The 16,678-nt window shown below is 44.8% G+C and carries 16 protein-coding genes and 1 pseudogene; 5 read left to right on the top strand and 12 right to left on the bottom strand.

Annotated elements, in window-relative coordinates; genetic code table 11:
• Positions 1-92: 92 nt before the first annotated feature.
• Positions 93-1,484, top strand: coding sequence for a nickel pincer cofactor biosynthesis protein LarC (gene larC, locus RMO55_RS17790; protein WP_310428744.1), 1,392 nt, complete (start codon positions 93-95; stop codon positions 1,482-1,484).
• A gap of 105 nt (positions 1,485-1,589) precedes the next feature.
• Here the strand turns inward: larC and RMO55_RS17785 are convergent, their stop codons facing one another.
• Entirely contained in the window at positions 1,590-2,636 is a 1,047-nt protein-coding gene (locus tag RMO55_RS17785; protein WP_396134385.1) for a 3-deoxy-7-phosphoheptulonate synthase, read from the bottom strand.
• 814 nt (positions 2,637-3,450) lie between these two features.
• On the opposite strand from RMO55_RS17785, the gene RMO55_RS17780 reads away from it, so the two are divergent.
• Positions 3,451-4,671, top strand: a complete 1,221-nt coding sequence (locus tag RMO55_RS17780) for a M20 family metallopeptidase (protein ID WP_310428757.1) — start codon at positions 3,451-3,453, stop codon at positions 4,669-4,671.
• Positions 4,672-4,834: 163 nt separating this feature from the next.
• Here RMO55_RS17780 and RMO55_RS17775 read toward each other — a convergent pair whose 3' ends face one another.
• On the bottom strand, positions 4,835-5,938 hold the full coding sequence (locus RMO55_RS17775; protein WP_310428740.1) for a glycosyltransferase family 4 protein: 1,104 nt from the start codon (positions 5,936-5,938) through the stop codon (positions 4,835-4,837).
• A 436-nt stretch (positions 5,939-6,374) separates the two neighbouring features.
• Between RMO55_RS17775 and folD the strand changes: the two genes are divergently transcribed.
• Entirely contained in the window at positions 6,375-7,259 is an 885-nt protein-coding gene (gene folD / locus RMO55_RS17770) for a bifunctional methylenetetrahydrofolate dehydrogenase/methenyltetrahydrofolate cyclohydrolase FolD (RefSeq protein ID WP_310428738.1), read from the top strand.
• A gap of 176 nt (positions 7,260-7,435) precedes the next feature.
• On the opposite strand, the gene RMO55_RS17765 is transcribed toward folD, so the two are convergent.
• The gene (locus RMO55_RS17765; RefSeq protein ID WP_310428736.1) at positions 7,436-8,083 is read right to left on the bottom strand and encodes a class I SAM-dependent methyltransferase; all 648 of its coding nucleotides are present in this window, start codon (positions 8,081-8,083) and stop codon (positions 7,436-7,438) included.
• A 51-nt stretch (positions 8,084-8,134) separates the two neighbouring features.
• Complete coding sequence (locus tag RMO55_RS17760; protein WP_310428734.1) at positions 8,135-8,518, bottom strand: hypothetical protein; 384 nt, start codon at positions 8,516-8,518, stop codon at positions 8,135-8,137.
• A gap of 127 nt (positions 8,519-8,645) precedes the next feature.
• Between RMO55_RS17760 and RMO55_RS17755 the strand changes: the two genes are divergently transcribed.
• The gene (locus RMO55_RS17755) at positions 8,646-9,326 is read left to right on the top strand and encodes an HAD family hydrolase (RefSeq protein WP_310428732.1); all 681 of its coding nucleotides are present in this window, start codon (positions 8,646-8,648) and stop codon (positions 9,324-9,326) included.
• Between the two features lie 183 nt (positions 9,327-9,509).
• Positions 9,510-9,770, top strand: a complete 261-nt coding sequence (locus RMO55_RS17750) for a hypothetical protein (protein WP_310428730.1) — start codon at positions 9,510-9,512, stop codon at positions 9,768-9,770.
• 323 nt (positions 9,771-10,093) lie between these two features.
• Here the strand turns inward: RMO55_RS17750 and RMO55_RS17745 are convergent, their stop codons facing one another.
• The 8 genes and pseudogenes from RMO55_RS17745 to psbA form a co-directional block, all read right to left on the bottom strand.
• A complete protein-coding gene (locus tag RMO55_RS17745) occupies positions 10,094-10,876 on the bottom strand; it encodes an ATP-grasp domain-containing protein (RefSeq protein ID WP_310428728.1) in 783 nt (260 codons plus the stop codon).
• A 131-nt stretch (positions 10,877-11,007) separates the two neighbouring features.
• A pseudogene (locus RMO55_RS17740) lies at positions 11,008-11,157 on the bottom strand (M3 family metallopeptidase); the annotation flags it as partial.
• A gap of 33 nt (positions 11,158-11,190) precedes the next feature.
• Positions 11,191-11,526, bottom strand: a complete 336-nt coding sequence (locus RMO55_RS17735) for a XisI protein (RefSeq protein WP_310428726.1) — start codon at positions 11,524-11,526, stop codon at positions 11,191-11,193.
• A complete protein-coding gene (locus tag RMO55_RS17730) occupies positions 11,514-11,930 on the bottom strand; it encodes an element excision factor XisH family protein (protein WP_310428724.1) in 417 nt (138 codons plus the stop codon). Before RMO55_RS17730 ends, RMO55_RS17735 begins: the two co-directional genes overlap by 13 nt.
• 360 nt (positions 11,931-12,290) lie before the next feature.
• Entirely contained in the window at positions 12,291-12,638 is a 348-nt protein-coding gene (locus RMO55_RS17725; protein ID WP_310428722.1) for an HNH endonuclease, read from the bottom strand.
• A gap of 78 nt (positions 12,639-12,716) precedes the next feature.
• Entirely contained in the window at positions 12,717-13,160 is a 444-nt protein-coding gene (locus RMO55_RS17720) for a hypothetical protein (RefSeq protein WP_310428720.1), read from the bottom strand.
• A gap of 136 nt (positions 13,161-13,296) precedes the next feature.
• Positions 13,297-15,378 carry a M3 family metallopeptidase gene (locus RMO55_RS17715; protein WP_310428717.1) on the bottom strand — a complete coding sequence of 694 codons (2,082 nt, stop codon included), beginning with the start codon at positions 15,376-15,378 and terminating at the stop codon, positions 13,297-13,299.
• A 159-nt stretch (positions 15,379-15,537) separates the two neighbouring features.
• Positions 15,538-16,620: a photosystem II q(b) protein gene (gene psbA, locus RMO55_RS17710; protein ID WP_310428715.1), complete on the bottom strand. Its 1,083-nt coding sequence runs from the start codon at positions 16,618-16,620 to the stop codon at positions 15,538-15,540.
• Positions 16,621-16,678 lie beyond the last annotated feature (58 nt).

The raw sequence follows: 16,678 nt of genomic DNA, 5'->3' as shown, positions 1-16,678 counted from the left end.
CAGTTACATAATTAAATTATCTGCCGATATCTGTTCGATCGACACCAATCGCAATTAATCGTTAAGTCTGTAACCCAATTTCTAATTCCCACATGATTAAAATCGCCTATTTAGAATGCCAAACTGGAATCGCTGGGGACATGTGTCTGGGTGCATTGGTAGATGCTGGCGTACCTGTAGAATATTTAACCACTCAGCTTGCTCGATTGGGGATTGCAAATGAATACCAGCTTTGGGCAGAAAAAATTCATCACAATGGACAAATTGCCACTAAGGTACATGTAGATTTGACGGCGATTAAATCATCAAATCTCGGACATTCTCATGACGATGAGCATTCGCACGATCTCGAACATTCACATCAACATTCCCAAGATCGTGAACATGGACATACTCATACTCACCATCATCATCCCACACCAGTTAGCAGCGTAGCTAAAGATTCAGACCACCATCACCATCATCACTACGATACCCCTCAACGGAATTTACCCGCAATCGAGAAGCTGATAACTGGTGCGAATTTGCCAGACAGAGCGAAAAGGTGGAGTTTGGATGTTTTCCGTCAATTAGCGATCGCGGAGGGTGCCGTCCACGGTATTGACCCATCTGAGGTGCATTTTCACGAGGTTGGGGCTGTCGATGCGATCGTCGATATTGTCGGGACTTGTTTGGGTTTAGATTATCTGGATATTGCCAAAATCTATTGTTCGCCATTACCTACTGGCGGCGGTATAGTTCGCGCTGCACACGGAATTTTACCCGTACCCGTGCCTGCTGTTCTGAAATTATTTTCGTCTCGTCAGGTGCCAGTATATAGCAATGGGATCGATCGAGAATTAGTCACGCCAACTGGTGCGGCGATCGCGGTGACTCTAGCGACTGAATTTGGCATACCACCAGCGATGCAACTCCAGCAGATCGGTTTGGGTGCAGGAACCATCGAGTTACCCATTCCGAATATTTTACGTCTGTGGTTGGGTACTGAGACTAAAGCTTTGGCATCCTCAGTTCGTCAGGACTGTCTAGAGACGATCGAAGTTTTGACTACCCAAATTGACGATCTCAATCCGCAAGCGATCGGGTACATTTTCGATCTATTATTTAAAGCTGGTGCTGTCGATGTATTTACCCAACCGATTGGGATGAAAAAATCTCGATCGGGTATTTTACTCACAGTGATTTGTCAGCAAGATCGATCGATTGAATGCGAACAAATTGTCTTTACAGAAACGAGTACATTAGGCATTCGTCGAGATCGGCAGACTCGATCGATCTTACCTAGAGAGATAGAATCTGTAGTTACTAAATATGGATCGGTACGGATCAAAGTTGCGCGCAATAATTTAGTTAATGACGGTCGAATTATCAATATTCAACCCGAATATGATGACTGTGCGGCGATCGCCCAGGAACATCAGATCGCTTGGAAAGAAGTTCATCAGTTAGCACTAATAGCTTGGCATAATTTGGGTAGAGGGTAGGGATAGAGGAATGTCAGCATTTTCTGACATTCCTCTATCCCTACCCTCTACCGACTACGATCAGTGCAGGTGAAACACCACTCATATGGGTTGATTGTGATGTTACTACAATCGATCGAACGCGGCGAGAATAATCCGTTCGGTGTCTTCCCAGTTAATACATTTATCTGTTACCGAAACGCCATATTTGAGTTGACTGAGATCTGTGGGAATCGATTGTCCACCTTCATAAAGATTGGATTCTAACATCATCCCAACCATTGAGGTATTACCATTAACAATCTGTTGGATCGTACTTTCAAAGACGATCGGCTGGAGGCGATAATCTTTATTAGAATTACCGTGACTGCAATCGACAACAATTCGTGGTGGTAAGTCGGCTTTTTTCAGTTCGGTTTCTGCTGCTTGAACGCTGACTGGATCGTAATTGGGTTTCCCATCGCCACCACGCAAGATAATGTGTCCGTAAGCATTACCTCTGGTTTGAAAAACACTGACTTGTCCCTGCTTATTGATACCCAGGAAATTGTGTGGTTGTTTGGCTGATTGGAGAGCATTTAAGGCTACCTTAACACTGCCATCGGTACCATTCTTGAAACCGACAGGCATCGATAGCCCACTCGCCATTTCGCGGTGAGTTTGGGATTCGGTAGTGCGGGCACCAATTGCCGCCCAAGAAATTAGTTCGTCGAGGTATTGGGGGACGATCGGATCGAGTGCTTCTGTCGCTGTTGGTAAGCCGATTTCAGTGATTTTTAGCAGTAAATTCCTACCAGTATACAAGCCTTTTTCGACATCGAAAGATTCGTCCATATCTGGATCGTTAATCAATCCTTTCCAGCCCACAGTGGTACGAGGTTTCTCGAAGTAAACTCGCATGATCAGCAGGAATTTATCTTTGACTCGATCGGCTAAAGCTTTTAATTTGTGGGCGTATTCTAAGGCTGCATCAACATCATGGATTGAGCATGGACCAACGACGATGAATTTACGGTTATCCTGGAAGTCTAAGATTTTCTGAATCTGTTGACGATAATCAACAATTCGTTGTTCTAATTCTGGCGATAGGGGTAATTTTTCCTTGAGTTCTTTGGGGGTAATCAAGATTTTTGAGTAGTTGATATTCGTATCGCCAAGGACGTTAGAATCCATGATACTTTCAAGGCTCTGGATATCTCGATCTGATGTTGGATTTTGCATGGTTGGAGATGTGAGTATAGTGATAGTGCATACTTGTTGAAGCGATTCTACAATCCAGCCAAGCCGATCGAGACTGTTTGCGGGTTGCAATTTATCTTTTGGTTACTTTGATACTATCGATCTCAGATCTGACGATTGCTAGCAAACTATTCGCATAGCGTCGCTGAAGGAGAGTCAGGCGTACGTTAGTAATGTCAAAGGGGAAAGGGCGCAAGCCTCTGTGATATAGCGGCTCGAAAGAGAATCGGTTGCCCTCAACTGGGCATAATTAATTGCTAGATTCTAAATCGATGCCAACTATATAAATACATGAGATCCTATCTTGTGGTGATTGGGTAAACTAGACTGCGAACTTTAATCTGTTCTACACTCAGGGGCATTCATTTTTTATATATTTATGACTTGCTTTCATCAATGAGTGAATGTTACTAACAGCAAGTCAATATGACTCAACCCTATGCTTGGCGTTATCGCTGACTGGGGAGACTCGATCGAAGTTTATGATTGACTTCGCCTACTAGTACCATCTTAAAACAAACTGTCAGATGTGACCAGTCGATTTTCTATGAATTTTTTGGTTGAGGCTGTCGGGGTGTGGGAGTGTGGGGGTGTGGGGAGTAGGACGCAAGCGTCCTAGCTCTTTCCTCCCCATCCTCCCACCATTTACCCTTTACCCCTTCCCCACACCCGAATCCCCCTGATGTTTGTTAAAATTGACTCGATCGGATTAGAGATCGACAATTGGCTCATTCATCCCCACAATCAAATGTTTGCCACTAACGCGCCTACCCAACCAATTAACCCCGATAAGATTCGTCCTGGGATTCAAGCCTTACAGCCGCAGCTAGTTGCCTTCAGACGACAGCTTCACCAACAGCCCGAACTGGGGTTTAAGGAACAGCTTACCGCCGCCGCGATCGCCCGTAAACTCACTGAATGGCGGATTCCTCACCACACCGGAATTGCCAAAACTGGCATTGTGGCAATGATTCAGGGGCGGAAAACCAGTTTTAGACTCAAGACGCTGGCAATTCGGGCGGATATGGATGCCTTACCAATTCAGGAAGCTAATGATGTCCCCTACAAGTCTCAACATGATGGGGTGATGCACGCTTGTGGACATGACGGGCACACAGCGATCGCCCTGATGACAGCTTACTATCTTTCCCAACATCAAAACGACTTTGCGGGAACGGTCAAAATCATCTTCCAACCTGCTGAAGAAGGGCCTGGAGGTGCCAAACCGATGATTGAGGCGGGAGTCCTCACCAACCCCGATGTTAATGCCATCATCGGGCTGCATTTGTGGAATAACTTACCGCTGGGCACCATCGGCGTGCGGAGTGGCGCATTGATGGCAGCGGTGGAGCGATTTAGTCTGACGATTCAAGGTAAGGGCGGACATGGAGCGATGCCACACCAGACAGTAGATTCGATCGTCGTCGCCAGTCAAATTGTCAATGCATTACAAACGATCGTGTCGCGAAATGTCAATCCGATCGATTCGGCGGTGGTAACAGTAGGTGAATTTCATGCTGGGACTGCCCGCAATATCATTGCAGATACGGCCAGTTTAGCGGGGACGGTGAGATATTTTAGTCCCAATTTAGCAGACTTTTTTCACCAACGCATTGAATCGATCGTGGCGGGAATTTGTGCTGCGCATGGGGCAACTTATAAGTTAGATTATCTCAAGTTTTATCCACCCCTAATCAACGACGAGAAGATAACTGATTTGGTGCGATCGGTTGCTACCGATTTAGTCGAAACACCATTAGGAGTGGTGCCTGAATGCCAAACGATGGGCGGCGAAGATATGTCTTTCTTCCTGCAAAAAGTACCTGGCTGCTACTTCTTTCTCGGCTCTGCCAATCCCGATCGATCGCTCGCATATCCCCATCATCATCCTCGATTTGACTTCGATGAAACTGCGCTCTCTATAGGGGTAGAAATGTTCGTCCGTTGCGTCGAGAAATACTGCAATTGAGTTAGGTTTTAGGTTTTAGGTGGTTAGATCGAATATTTTCCAAACTCGATCGAGTATCAACTTTCAATTAAAGCACTTTCCTCTAGTGAAATACAATCTTTCCCCGCTTCCCGCTCCCCCCTTTCCTCTCTAATAACGTTGCATATTAATGAAAAGTGCTGTCTCAACGTCGATCCATCACCTGTTTAATTGCATTATTCCAGATTGCCATCACTGGCTCGATCCCAAACCTATCGAGGACTTTAGGTGCGTAATGAGAGAAGTATTGGCGTTTGACAGGATCGGACATTAACAGATCTAATCCAGAGGAGATCGCATCAACATTTTCCGACACTACCAATAGACCATCGATTCCATTATGGATGATCTCGCGCGGTCCACTTAAACAATCGGTAGCAATGACTGGGACACCACAAGCCATCGCCTCACACAAAGTTACGGGAAAACCTTCAAACCGCGATGTGAGGGCAAAGATATCAGCTTTGCGCAAGTGCAGATCGATATTTTTGACAATTCCTGGCATAAACACCCGATCTTCTAACCCTAATTGGCGGCATAAATCTTCCAATTCCGATCGCATCTCGCCTTCGCCTAAAATCGTCAAAGTCCAGTTGGGATGAGGATCGCAAACTTTGGCAAAGGCTTGAATCAAGAGATCGAAACCTTTTTGGGGGATTAACTCGCCGATCGCCAGCAAATATCGATCGTCGGTATATAATTGAGAGTCGACAGTGTCTGGTTCCGGAATTGCGACTGGGCTGGGCATCACAAAAGTGTTGTAGCCTTTTGAGGAAGGGAAAAAAGACAAGGCATTATGGGTTTGGACTGTAATCAGACTAGCCTGATGATAAGTTGCTTTTTGCAGCAATCGGCAAGTTTTACTGAGTCCGCCAAACTTGGGATGGACGTGTTCGTTGACGATCGTGGCTACTTTGAGTCCCTGACAAGCAAGAAGTGTCATAATATTAGTCTTATTACCAAAACTAATCACTACATGTGGACGACTGGCGACAATTGCTTTTTTGAGCAGTCGAACCCGATGGAGGTTATGCCCCACAGATAACAGTGGATGTTCGGATCGACTTTCGATCGCCAAAGGACGATAATGAATGCGTTTATCTAGATTGTAGAATGGTGGTTCCGAACCATCATCGAAAGTGAGGATCGTAATCTGCCAACCTCTCGCTGCCCAATAATTGGCGATAATTGACATGACTCGTTCTGCACCACCAACCTCAAGGGAAGAACTAATCAGTGTAATTTTCATTCGATCTCAACAAGTATATTTTTAAAGACAAGAATATTAATCATTAGCAATCGTCTTGTAAACATTTAGCCTTGCGGCAATAGCGCACAATTTGACTGACTTTTGCCTGCGTCCGTCAAGCTTTGTCCATTGAACAGAGTGATGGTGACAGCAGGTCAAACTTAACTAGTTGTAATATTGAAAGCAACGGTAGAATATTTTTGCTACCTTCCAAAGCAGAGCGTCTGTTATTACCTAGCGTAAATCACAAATCTAGAAAAGCTAAACAGCAATTTGACGCATATATTTATTAAGGGGGCAGATTCTCTACCTTGATCCTTGTCAGTCTACTTCAAATATATCAATTATCCTTTGCAGCAAGTAGCCGAGTCGATCGCTACAAGAGTGACTATGGCGACTATCGACCGATATTATCAGCTAAATGTCTAAAATAATTATGAGCAACCACACTGGTCAAATTCTCGATGGTAAAGCTTTGGCACAAAAGATGCAGGATGCTCTGCAACAGCAGATCGGCCAGTTACAGCCAAAAATCGGCCGTCCACCTGGATTAGCAGTACTGATGGTTGGCGATAATCCGGCTAGTGCTGCTTATGTTGGTGGTAAAGAAAAAGCTTGCGCTAAAGTTGGTGTGAGGTCTTTTGGGCAACATTTTCCCGCTGATGTGAGCCAGGAAAAACTGACAGCGGTAATTCATGAATTAAATGCTGACGATCGCGTAGATGGTATTCTAGTCCAATTACCCTTACCCGATGGTTTTGATTCGGTCGCTCTCTTACACGAAATTGCTCCTCACAAAGACGTAGATGGTCTCCATGCCCTCAATTTGGGACGTTTGGTCAGAGGAGAGCCTGGACTGCAAAGTTGCACTCCAGGGGGCGTTATGCGGCTGCTGGCGGAATATCAGTTAGATGTCCGAGGCAAACATGCTGTAGTTGTCGGTCGAAGTATTTTAGTCGGTAAGCCGCTGGCATTGATGCTATTGGCAGCAGATGCTACTGTCACAATCGCCCATTCGCGCACTCCCGATCTGGCGGCTGTCTGTCGGGAAGCCGATATTTTGGTGGCGGCGGTCGGTAGAACGCAGATGATTACGGCGGAAATGGTCAAACCTGGAGCGGTAGTTATCGACGTGGGGATCAATCGGATTGTCGATCCGACGACTGGTAAATCTCGGCTGGTTGGCGATGTGGACTTTGAATCAGTCAAAAATGTGGCAAGTTGGATTACGCCCGTACCTGGTGGGGTTGGGGCGATGACGGTGACGATGCTGTTGGAGAATACGGTCTGGAGCTACGCCAATTCTCATGGGCTGGTTTGAGGTGGGAATACTCATGTTTTAGCTCTCGAAATTAAAGGCTAGATCCCCGACTGTCTTGTCTCGCTAAACCCTCGGGAAACCCGAGGAGCGCGAGCCGCTTCTTGGAGAAGTCGGGGATCTGAATCGAAATTAAGGGTAGGGGCAATGTCTATCATGTTCATTTCGATCCTAACTTATCACCCAATTTTTCGAGCAATTACCGCATAAAAAGGATCGCCACCAGGCATTCCAATTAACCGCAAAAAATCTGGAACTTGACTGACATAAACGATCGCTTCAGGCGGACTAAATCCCTTGACAGATTGAAAATACCCCTTGACTAACTCCACTCGATCTGATTCACTGCCATCCCGCCAAGCCTCGATCGCCTTATTATAAAACATCCGATTGGAGAAGCTAAAGATCGCAGTTCCATCTGGTTTGAGAATCCGATAAATCTCTGCAAAAATAGCTTCGGGATATTGGAGATATTGGACAGAGACAGTATTTAAGACAGCATCAAAACTCTCATCTGCTAATGGTAATTGGAGATCTTGATTGAGATTCTGGACGAAGTAACTATTGAATCGAGGATTTTTGGCTAGTTCTTCTTCATTTAAACCATGCCCTTGAATCTCGGTAAATACCATATCATCAGGGAGATGAGATACCCAACTACTCATCATGTCAAAGATTTGCGTATTAGGTGTAAGTCTTTCACGATATAGATTGGTTAATCGATCGATAAATCCGGCATCCACATGGGTAACAAATCGAGGGGTATTGTAAAATTCTCGATCGTTACCACCATCTATTTTTTGACGTTGTTCGGGTTTTAAGAGCATATTAGGCGATAGGGTTTAGAAAAAATTACCCGATTTACACCCCATTATTACCTAAAACTTGAAACCGACTTGACCATTAATTCCCCGAATGGAATGATAGCCAGCCCCAAAAAAAGTATTTCCAGGTGGGGTAAATTGAACACCCCCAGAGTAAGCAACACCTTTATCGCCATAAAGTCCCAATCCAGCGTAGGGAGAAACCAAGGGAAAACCAAAGAACTTGAGCGCGTCAAATCCAGTTACACCTCCAGATACAGTTGCAACTTCGACACCAAGATCGAAGATTTTTACTCCGACACCATAGCTGAGATTACTATCTTTAGTACCTACTGTCACCCACGGTTCGGGAATTAGCTGTGCTGAGGCGGGTGATTGGAAGATCCCGATTGTCGCTAAAATAGTAAAAACAGAGCCACAGATTGACTTAAATTGCATGAGTAATGCTCCTGGTGGTAAAGATCGACATAATCTAATATTTTCGATCTGTTTAGTGGATCTTGATTTGTGACGATTGTTAGCGGGAATTGTTTCACACACCTATAGTATTGACTTATCGAACCCGATGCGAATTATTACCGATTTTGATGGACCGATAATGGATTTATCCGATCGATACTATCATGTGTATCAGCTCTGTTTAGAAAAAGTCAAGCAGCCCAATCAATCGATTAGAGTCCTGACAAAAGATGAATTTTGGACGTATAAACGAGCAAAAATTTCCGAACAACAGGTAGGGATCGAGTCGGGATTGACAGCGGCTCAGTCAGAAGTATTTAAAAACCTGCGCAATCGCACAGCCCATCAATTACAATATTTATCACTCGATCGAGTCGTACCAGGCGCAATCGATGCACTCGAACAAATCCAAGCATCTGGAGTCGAGTTAATCGTCATGACATTACGGCGTACCAGCGAACTAAATGCAGCCTTTAACCAATCTGATTTCGCCCGTTTTTTCCCGCCCGATTGTCGTTACTGTCTGGCGGATGATTATCGTAAACGAGGCGATATCAAAGATAAAACTCAACTAATGGCGCAAGCCTTGACAGAATTGAAACCAGAGCCAAATACCTGGATGATTGGCGATACCGAAACCGATATTATCGCCGCTCAGACTCATGGGATTGAAGTTATTGGCGTACTGTCTGGAATTCGCGATCTCGAGCGATTAACGCAATATCAACCGGATCGAATTGTCTCGAATTTAGCTGAGGTTGTGGATTTTATCTTCGATCACCATTAGGATCGATATCAATTTTGCATTTTGTCAAAAAAAGTTAGATGCATACTTCGTCTGGTAGTTATCGATACTGTTTACAAATCTTATGTTTGGGAAGATCGGTGTAAGATTTTTTAAGTAGCTCTACCCACACAATGGTTTGAAAATTCACGAAGTCAAAGAGACCCGATTCAGGAGGATATTAAAATGGCTGGACAACTATGCTGGATTCCCACGTTTGCGTCTAAGGGAAAATTAAGCCTACATCTTAGACTAGATCCTTTTCATCCCTGGAAACCCCATACGGCTTTTCCGAATCTGTGCGTTCCCGATTATCCGGTTCCAGGCGGCTCTAGAGGCTGGGCGACTAGCCAAAGACTACTCCAAGCAGGTTGGACGATAGTTTCTACAGAGCAGGTAAAAGTATCCTTTAGAAAGGATTTTGAAGATGACTCTTTGGCTGCTTAGGAATTTAACTCCAAAGCCAAACGCCGAAACGAGCGGCGATACTGACACCAATATTATTGCCGCTTGGACACATCAGATCGGAGCAATTAGAGTACTTTATGGAATTCTCCATCGATTGCAGATCTAGTCACAAGTCTTAAAGTTACTTTATCACCCGAAGAATTTAAAACTCACGCAACATCGATTAGTATATTTCTGTAAATGGTCGATCGATCCACATCTTTTACGGTAGGTTGGGTTGAAGAATGAAACCCAACATTTCTTAGGTATTTTGTAGGTTGGGTTTCGCAATGCTCAAGCCAACCTACTAATCTACAAATTTTTCAATCACTCCACAGCATAGCAAAATATGCCGCAGTCCATCCTACCAATCCAGATACTTGTCCATCACCAATTTCGACAATTCTTTGACAACCATCTTTTCGATCGATTACATCCACTGCAAAGAATTTACGATTGATTCGTTGAGCGCACTCATGAACTATTGACGGAATTTCTTCATCTATAGATGAAGCAAAACATCGACCATTAATTACAAAATAACGTCGTTCTGTTTCGGGAATGAAATCTTCAACTTGCCTAACACAAATACCTCCTTCAATTGTCCCTCGAAATTTTTGCATTTCCGCGATAACAGTGATGATATCTGAAGAGCGGTCGATTATTGAGCCGATAGATGTTTTCAGAGATTTAACATAATCCTTAATGAAAAATTTATCCCACCCCAATCCATTTAAACTGCTTTCTAAATCGTCATCAATTGCAAAGAAGTGGGTTTCTGGCGTGAGATCGCTAATCAAAGAATACCAATTTGGTAGATAATGGTTCGATCGATATTCATCGACAGAAATCCACATTTCGGAACCAACAGATTTAGCATTATCTACTAAAAGTGAATAATCATCAGGTGTCAGCATCCACCCCCTGTAGACTAATTTCGTTCCTGCTACTGGTATAGGTAAAATTTTTGATGTTCCTGAAGTGAGAGATTCTAACGAAATAACTGATGTCTCCAACCCGATATCCCGTAGACAGTCTAATTCTTCAGAATAGCCTTCGTCTACTTGCTTAGGATTAAAGTAATTGCTAGGGAAAATAAATCTCATCTTACCCATTAAATATCGCTAGATTTATAAAATTGGTTATTCATAGAAATCATAGATTACAAAATTTTAGAATTATTGGTAAGGGCAATTCATGAATTGCCCTTACCTCGAATCTGAGACTATTTTTGATCCTACTTCGCAGCCACCAACCCATTGTGACGCAGCAACGCCGATGGATCTGGCTCACGTCCACGGAAAGCGGTAAACACCTCCATCGGATGCTGACTACCGCCCAGCGATAATACTGTATCGCGGAACCGTCGTCCGGTGGTGCCGATCGATTTCTAGGGAAATTTGGAGATCGACAGTTTCAATCAAGAAAATGCATAATTTGAATATTTACGCATCGAAGGGTGATGAAATCCAACTACAATTTCATCGCTAGAAATTCCCATTTCTGCGAAATCTTCATCAACCTCAAGATCGGTATTATTTTCTTGAAGCCAGACCTTATCATCCTTAATATCAAAGTGAAAAATGCAGTCATGAACTCGATGTGATTTTTGCCAGCCGATATCTAACAGAAGATAGTGGTCATTTTCAGTGTCAAAAATTAGCTCAACTTCAATTTCCGAATTACCTGTCATCGATTCAGCATATTTTCTCAGAAATGTTTTAATACTTTCTCGATAGTGTGCTAGTTTATCCATGTTTGAATTTCCTCTCTATCTGCCATGTAGACAATTAACTTAATTGGGTATTGCTCCAGCAAGCTTTTAATCAAAATTTCGTTAAATAAAGCTTCATAGATATAATCTGGAACAGCTAGATAAAGAATGCGATCTGGTTCCAACTGTTGCAGCGCAACTTTGTATGGAAAAAACTGTCCAAAAGCATGGTAGAACTCCGTAATTTTCGAGGTTTTGAGAAAGCTTTTCACCTCTACGGCTATTTTTTGGTTGTCTTTTTGAGCACCGATTAATTTCTCTGCACCTAAATCAACTTCTAGTTTTAGATTACCTATTTTTAATGGTAAGGGATCGTGAGATATCGTCCACCCCTCTTTTTCCAAAGCGTGTCTGACCGCATCATGAAATTTATCTCTTCTAGACATCTACTCATATCTCCACTTCCATGATAATTCAGATTATGCCTTCGGAACTAAATCGATCGAAAAAGATGAGGTGCTAAACTTACAATAGACCCCCTAGCTAAAACAATATCTCACTACTGAATGCTACGCTATCGATGTAGGCATGATATCAACGTGCCATATTTTACGAGTTATTCAGTCTCTATTTTACGATACTCTATGATTGATGTCTCGATCGATCGACAGTTATCGATCCAAATCTTTTACCGTAGGTTGGGTTGAAGAATGAAACCCAACATTTCTAGGCTGTTGGTGTGTCCGCCCTTGTTTCGGAATCCTCAAGCCAACCTACAATCTATATTTTATTTTTACATTGATCGATTATTCTATTATTCTTGCCCCCTTACCTCGATTACAATCAAAACATAGAGTTTGTAAATTATCTATTTGATTACTACCACCTTTTGAGTAGGGAATAATGTGGTCGATTTCTAAATCGATTTGTTGAGAACCGCGACCACAATATACACATTTATAACCATCCCTTGTCAATACATCAAGCCGAATAGAAAGGGGAATAGATCGAGTCCTCTTCTGAATCGGCGATTTTTCAGAGGGTATCTTTTTAGCTCTTGATGGTACAGAAGAGCGATTGTTGGCCTCATTAATGCGATCTCGTAGCCACCCTCGCACGAACTTTTGTAGTGGGTTTGGTTTATCTGTAGGCATGAAAATGTCATTGAAAACTTAAAATTTTTGCACTCGAATCCCCTTTTTTTAAAATGATTCAGGCAGGCAGAACATTAACTATCGGTATCTCCGATTTCTAGATTTTCTTTTTGAATTACTCCCGAACAATTTGCTTAAACCATAACCTGCTAATCCTACTACCGCACCAGCCGCTGCAATTGGAGCCATTCCAATAGCGATAGCACCACCACCAACTGCCAATCCCATTCCACCAACAGCAGCAGCAACTCCTGCACCAGCCGCAGCTCCGCCAGCCATTGCTCCTAGGGCATTACCATCGCCTTCTTCAATCGCTTTTTTCGCACCATAAGCAGCCGCACCAACAACTGCACCAGCAGCTACAACTGGAGCCGCCCCAATAGCTACTCCACCAAAGCCACCAGCTAATCCCATTCCACCAACACCTGCTGCTACGCCACCGCCAGCAGCGGCTCCACCGGCGACTAAACCTGCGGCTTGAGATTTGTCATTAGTTGCATTCTCGCGATTATTCTGCGTCATGATTTAGTACTGAAATTTACTTAGACTTCAATAGTAACTCAGCGTATAAAAAATGACAATATTTTTTGCTGTACGGATTATGGGTAGGGGGAATTCATGAATTTCCCCTACCCATAATCTGCGAATATCTCCGATCCTACTTCGCCGCAACTAACCCATTGTGACGCAGCAACGCCGCTGGATCTGGTTCGCGTCCACGGAAAGCGGTAAATACTTCCATCGGATGCTGACTACCGCCCAGCGATAATACTGTATCGCGGAACCGTCGTCCGGTGGTGCCGATCGCGTCTGCATCATCCAAGCCAGCATCTTCAAACGCGGCGAAGGCATCTGCACTCAAGACTTCCGCCCATTTGTAGCTATAGTAACCAGCCGCATAACCACCCGCAAAAATATGTCCGAAGGAGCAGAGAAAGTTATCTTCGGGTAATGGCGGAATTACCATACTGATTTTGGCGAGACGATTGCGGACATCGGGCACGGTTTCTGCGCCGCCAGGGATATAACGTCCGTGGAGTTCGAGATCTAGCCAGCTAAAGTGGATTTGACGGAGCATTCCAGTTCCGCTCATGAATGTGCGTGCGGCGATGATTTTTTGGTAGTAGTGTTCGGGGAGAGGTTCGCCAGTTTCGTAGTGTTTGCCGAGACTGAGCAGGGTTGGTCTGTCGTAACACCAGTTTTCCATAAATTGGCTGGGTAATTCGACGGCATCCCATTCGACGTTGCTAATTCCCGACGCGCCGACAAAATCGACGGTGGTGAGCATGTGCTGTAAACCGTGTCCGAATTCGTGGAATAGGGTTTCGACTTCGCCGAAGGTCATCAGGCTGGGTTTATCGTCTACTGGGGGCGTTTGATTGCAAGTTAGGTATGCGACGGGTAAACGGACTTTGGAGCCAGCTTCGTCGGTCATTTTGGCGCGACTGACGCAATCTGCCATCCATGCGCCACCCCGTTTTTCGGCGGGGCGACTGTATGCGTCGAGGTAGAAGTAGGCGATGGGTTGCTGTTGCTCGTTGGCGACTTGGAAGTAGCGGACATCGGGGTTCCAGACGGGTGCTTGTCCGTCGGCGGCGGTGATGGTGATGCCAAAGAGTTTATGGGCGAGGTTAAATAAGCCGGAAAGTACTTGTTCTAATGGGAAATAAGGGCGCAATTCTTCAGCGTTGAAATCAAACTTAGCTTCCCGCAGACGTTCTGACCAGTATGCTAGATCCCAGTGTTTGAGATCGTTGGCTTCGGGTGCTCCTTGAGAGATGGCAAAGGCGCGGAGATTTTCGAGATCCTGTTTGGCTGCTTCAAAGCTAGCACTGCGAAGGGATTCGAGCAGACTTTCGACGGCGGCGACGTTGGGTGCCATTTTACTGGCGAGGCTGAGTTCGGCAAAGTTGGCGAAGCCGAGGATATTGGACATCTCTCGGCGTAATTCGAGGATGCGATCGATATTCCCTAAGTTATCATATTCACCGGATGCGGCGCGACTGACATAGGCTTTATAGATTTGTTCGCGCAAATCTCGCCGTTGACTGTGTTGCATAAATGGCATAAAGCTGGGAGCATCGAGGGTAATGATCCAAGGGCCATCTGTCGGGGTGGCGGCTTCCTGTCCGGCGGCTCTGGCGGATTGGGCGGCTTGTCCGAGTAAACTAGCTGGTAGTCCGGTAATTTCTTCTGGTGTAGTCAGGGTGAGACTATATGCTTTAGTTGCATCAAGGACATTATTCGAGAACTTATTGGCGATTTCGGCGAGTGCTAATTGAATTTCATTAAATCGCTGTTTTGGCTCGCCTGTTAAACCGACTCCAGATAGCTCCATATCGCGAATAGCGGCAACGATAATCCGTTTTTGAGCAACCTCGAAGTTCGCAAATTCGGGACTAGCTTGAATCGCTTTATAGCCCTGATAAAGCGCGGTACTTTGCCCCAACCGCATCCAAAACTCTACTGTTTGGGGCTGCATCTCTTCATGTGCAGCGCGGAGTTCGGGACTATTTTGGACACCCATTAAATGTCCGACAATACTCCAACTCCAGGAGATTTTTTCGATGATTCGATCGAGCGGTTCGACCAATCCCGCCCAAGTGGGGATAATATTAGCTTCAAGCTCGGTTAATGCTGCGTTCGCCTCGGCCAGCAGTTCGGTAATCGCTGGAACGACTTGTTCGGGCGTAATATCTGGAAATGGTGGTAATCCCTGACCTTGGAGAAGAGGTAACATGTATCGATTGTGAAGAGGTTTATAGGTCTATTATCCTCGATTGACTTAGGCTGCTGTGTCTGGTTTACCGCCATTGAAGTACAGTTTCCGCGCCCATATCAAATGCAAAAACCCCCTCACATTGTGAGAGGGTTGATTAGTTCCTAGATCAAGCGGATATTAACCGTTGATAGCAGGAGCAGTCAAAGCAACAGGAGTAGATTCACCAGCAGCTAAGTCAAGTGGGAAGTTATGTGCATTTCTTTCGTGCATTACTTCCATCCCGAGGTTTGCACGGTTGATGATGTCAGCCCAGGTATTGATACCATGACCTTGAGCATCTACAACTGATTGGTTGAAGTTGAAACCGTTGAGGTTGAACGCCATTGTGGATACACCCAAGGATGTGAACCAGATGCCGATTACAGGCCATGCACCGAGCAGGAAGTGTAAGGAACGGCTGTTGTTGAAAGAAGCGTATTGGAAGATTAAACGACCGAAGTAGCCGTGAGCTGCAACGATGTTGTAAGTTTCTTCTTCTTGACCGAATTTGTAACCATAGTTCAAGGACTCAACTTCAGTTGTTTCACGAACCAAAGAGGAAGTTACCAATGAACCGTGCATAGCGGAGAACAATGAACCACCAAATACACCAGCTACTCCCAACATGTGGAACGGGTGCATTAAGATGTTGTGCTCTGCTTGGAAGACGATCATGAAGTTGAACGTTCCGGAGATACCTAAAGGCATACCGTCAGAGAATGAACCTTGTCCGATTGGGTAGATGAGGAATACTGCGGTTGCTGCTGCTACTGGTGCTGAGTAAGCTACGCAGATCCAAGGACGCATTCCGAGGCGGTAGGATAGTTCCCATTCACGTCCCATGTAGCAGAAGATGCCAATCAGGAAGTGGAATACTACTAGTTGGTAAGGACCACCGTTGTATAACCACTCATCTAAGGAAGCTGCTTCCCAGATGGGGTAGAAGTGAAGACCAATTGCATTAGATGAAGGAATAACAGCACCGGAGATGATGTTGTTACCGAACATTAAGGAACCAGCGACTGGTTCGCGGATGCCATCGATGTCTACAGGAGGTGCAGCGATGAAAGCGATGATGAAGCAGATGGTAGCAGATAGTAATGTAGGAACCATCAGTACTCCGAACCAACCGACGTAGATGCGGTTCTCGGTGGAGGTGATCCAGCTACAGAAGCGATCCCAGGTATTTTCGCTCTGGGTGCGTTGTAAGGTTGTGGTCATTGGTTTATGATTGCTGTTTGCTCTTTGGTAAGAACGGAATGTTTTTTATGTATGTACC

The organism is Chamaesiphon sp. VAR_48_metabat_135_sub (genome assembly GCF_031418915.1).
GTDB lineage: Bacteria > Cyanobacteriota > Cyanobacteriia > Cyanobacteriales > Chamaesiphonaceae > Chamaesiphon.
The sequence above is the reverse complement of the archived record's forward strand: the minus strand, read 5'-3'. Positions and strand labels throughout refer to the sequence as shown.

Excerpts from the sequence above, each read along its gene's own strand:
- larC (WP_310428744.1), top strand. The coding sequence starts at position 93 with ATGATTAAAATCGCCTATTTAGAATGCCAAACTGGAATCGCTGGGGAC.
- RMO55_RS17785 (WP_396134385.1), bottom strand. The coding sequence starts at position 2,636 with ATGGATTCTAACGTCCTTGGCGATACGAATATCAACTACTCAAAAATC.
- RMO55_RS17780 (WP_310428757.1), top strand. The coding sequence starts at position 3,451 with ATGTTTGCCACTAACGCGCCTACCCAACCAATTAACCCCGATAAGATT.
- RMO55_RS17775 (WP_310428740.1), bottom strand. The coding sequence starts at position 5,938 with ATGAAAATTACACTGATTAGTTCTTCCCTTGAGGTTGGTGGTGCAGAA.
- folD (WP_310428738.1), top strand. The coding sequence starts at position 6,375 with ATGAGCAACCACACTGGTCAAATTCTCGATGGTAAAGCTTTGGCACAA.
- RMO55_RS17765 (WP_310428736.1), bottom strand. The coding sequence starts at position 8,083 with ATGCTCTTAAAACCCGAACAACGTCAAAAAATAGATGGTGGTAACGAT.
- RMO55_RS17760 (WP_310428734.1), bottom strand. The coding sequence starts at position 8,518 with ATGCAATTTAAGTCAATCTGTGGCTCTGTTTTTACTATTTTAGCGACA.
- RMO55_RS17755 (WP_310428732.1), top strand. The coding sequence starts at position 8,646 with ATGCGAATTATTACCGATTTTGATGGACCGATAATGGATTTATCCGAT.
- RMO55_RS17750 (WP_310428730.1), top strand. The coding sequence starts at position 9,510 with ATGGCTGGACAACTATGCTGGATTCCCACGTTTGCGTCTAAGGGAAAA.
- RMO55_RS17745 (WP_310428728.1), bottom strand. The coding sequence starts at position 10,876 with ATGAGATTTATTTTCCCTAGCAATTACTTTAATCCTAAGCAAGTAGAC.
- RMO55_RS17735 (WP_310428726.1), bottom strand. The coding sequence starts at position 11,526 with ATGGATAAACTAGCACACTATCGAGAAAGTATTAAAACATTTCTGAGA.
- RMO55_RS17730 (WP_310428724.1), bottom strand. The coding sequence starts at position 11,930 with ATGTCTAGAAGAGATAAATTTCATGATGCGGTCAGACACGCTTTGGAA.
- RMO55_RS17725 (WP_310428722.1), bottom strand. The coding sequence starts at position 12,638 with ATGCCTACAGATAAACCAAACCCACTACAAAAGTTCGTGCGAGGGTGG.
- RMO55_RS17720 (WP_310428720.1), bottom strand. The coding sequence starts at position 13,160 with ATGACGCAGAATAATCGCGAGAATGCAACTAATGACAAATCTCAAGCC.
- RMO55_RS17715 (WP_310428717.1), bottom strand. The coding sequence starts at position 15,378 with ATGTTACCTCTTCTCCAAGGTCAGGGATTACCACCATTTCCAGATATT.
- psbA (WP_310428715.1), bottom strand. The coding sequence starts at position 16,620 with ATGACCACAACCTTACAACGCACCCAGAGCGAAAATACCTGGGATCGC.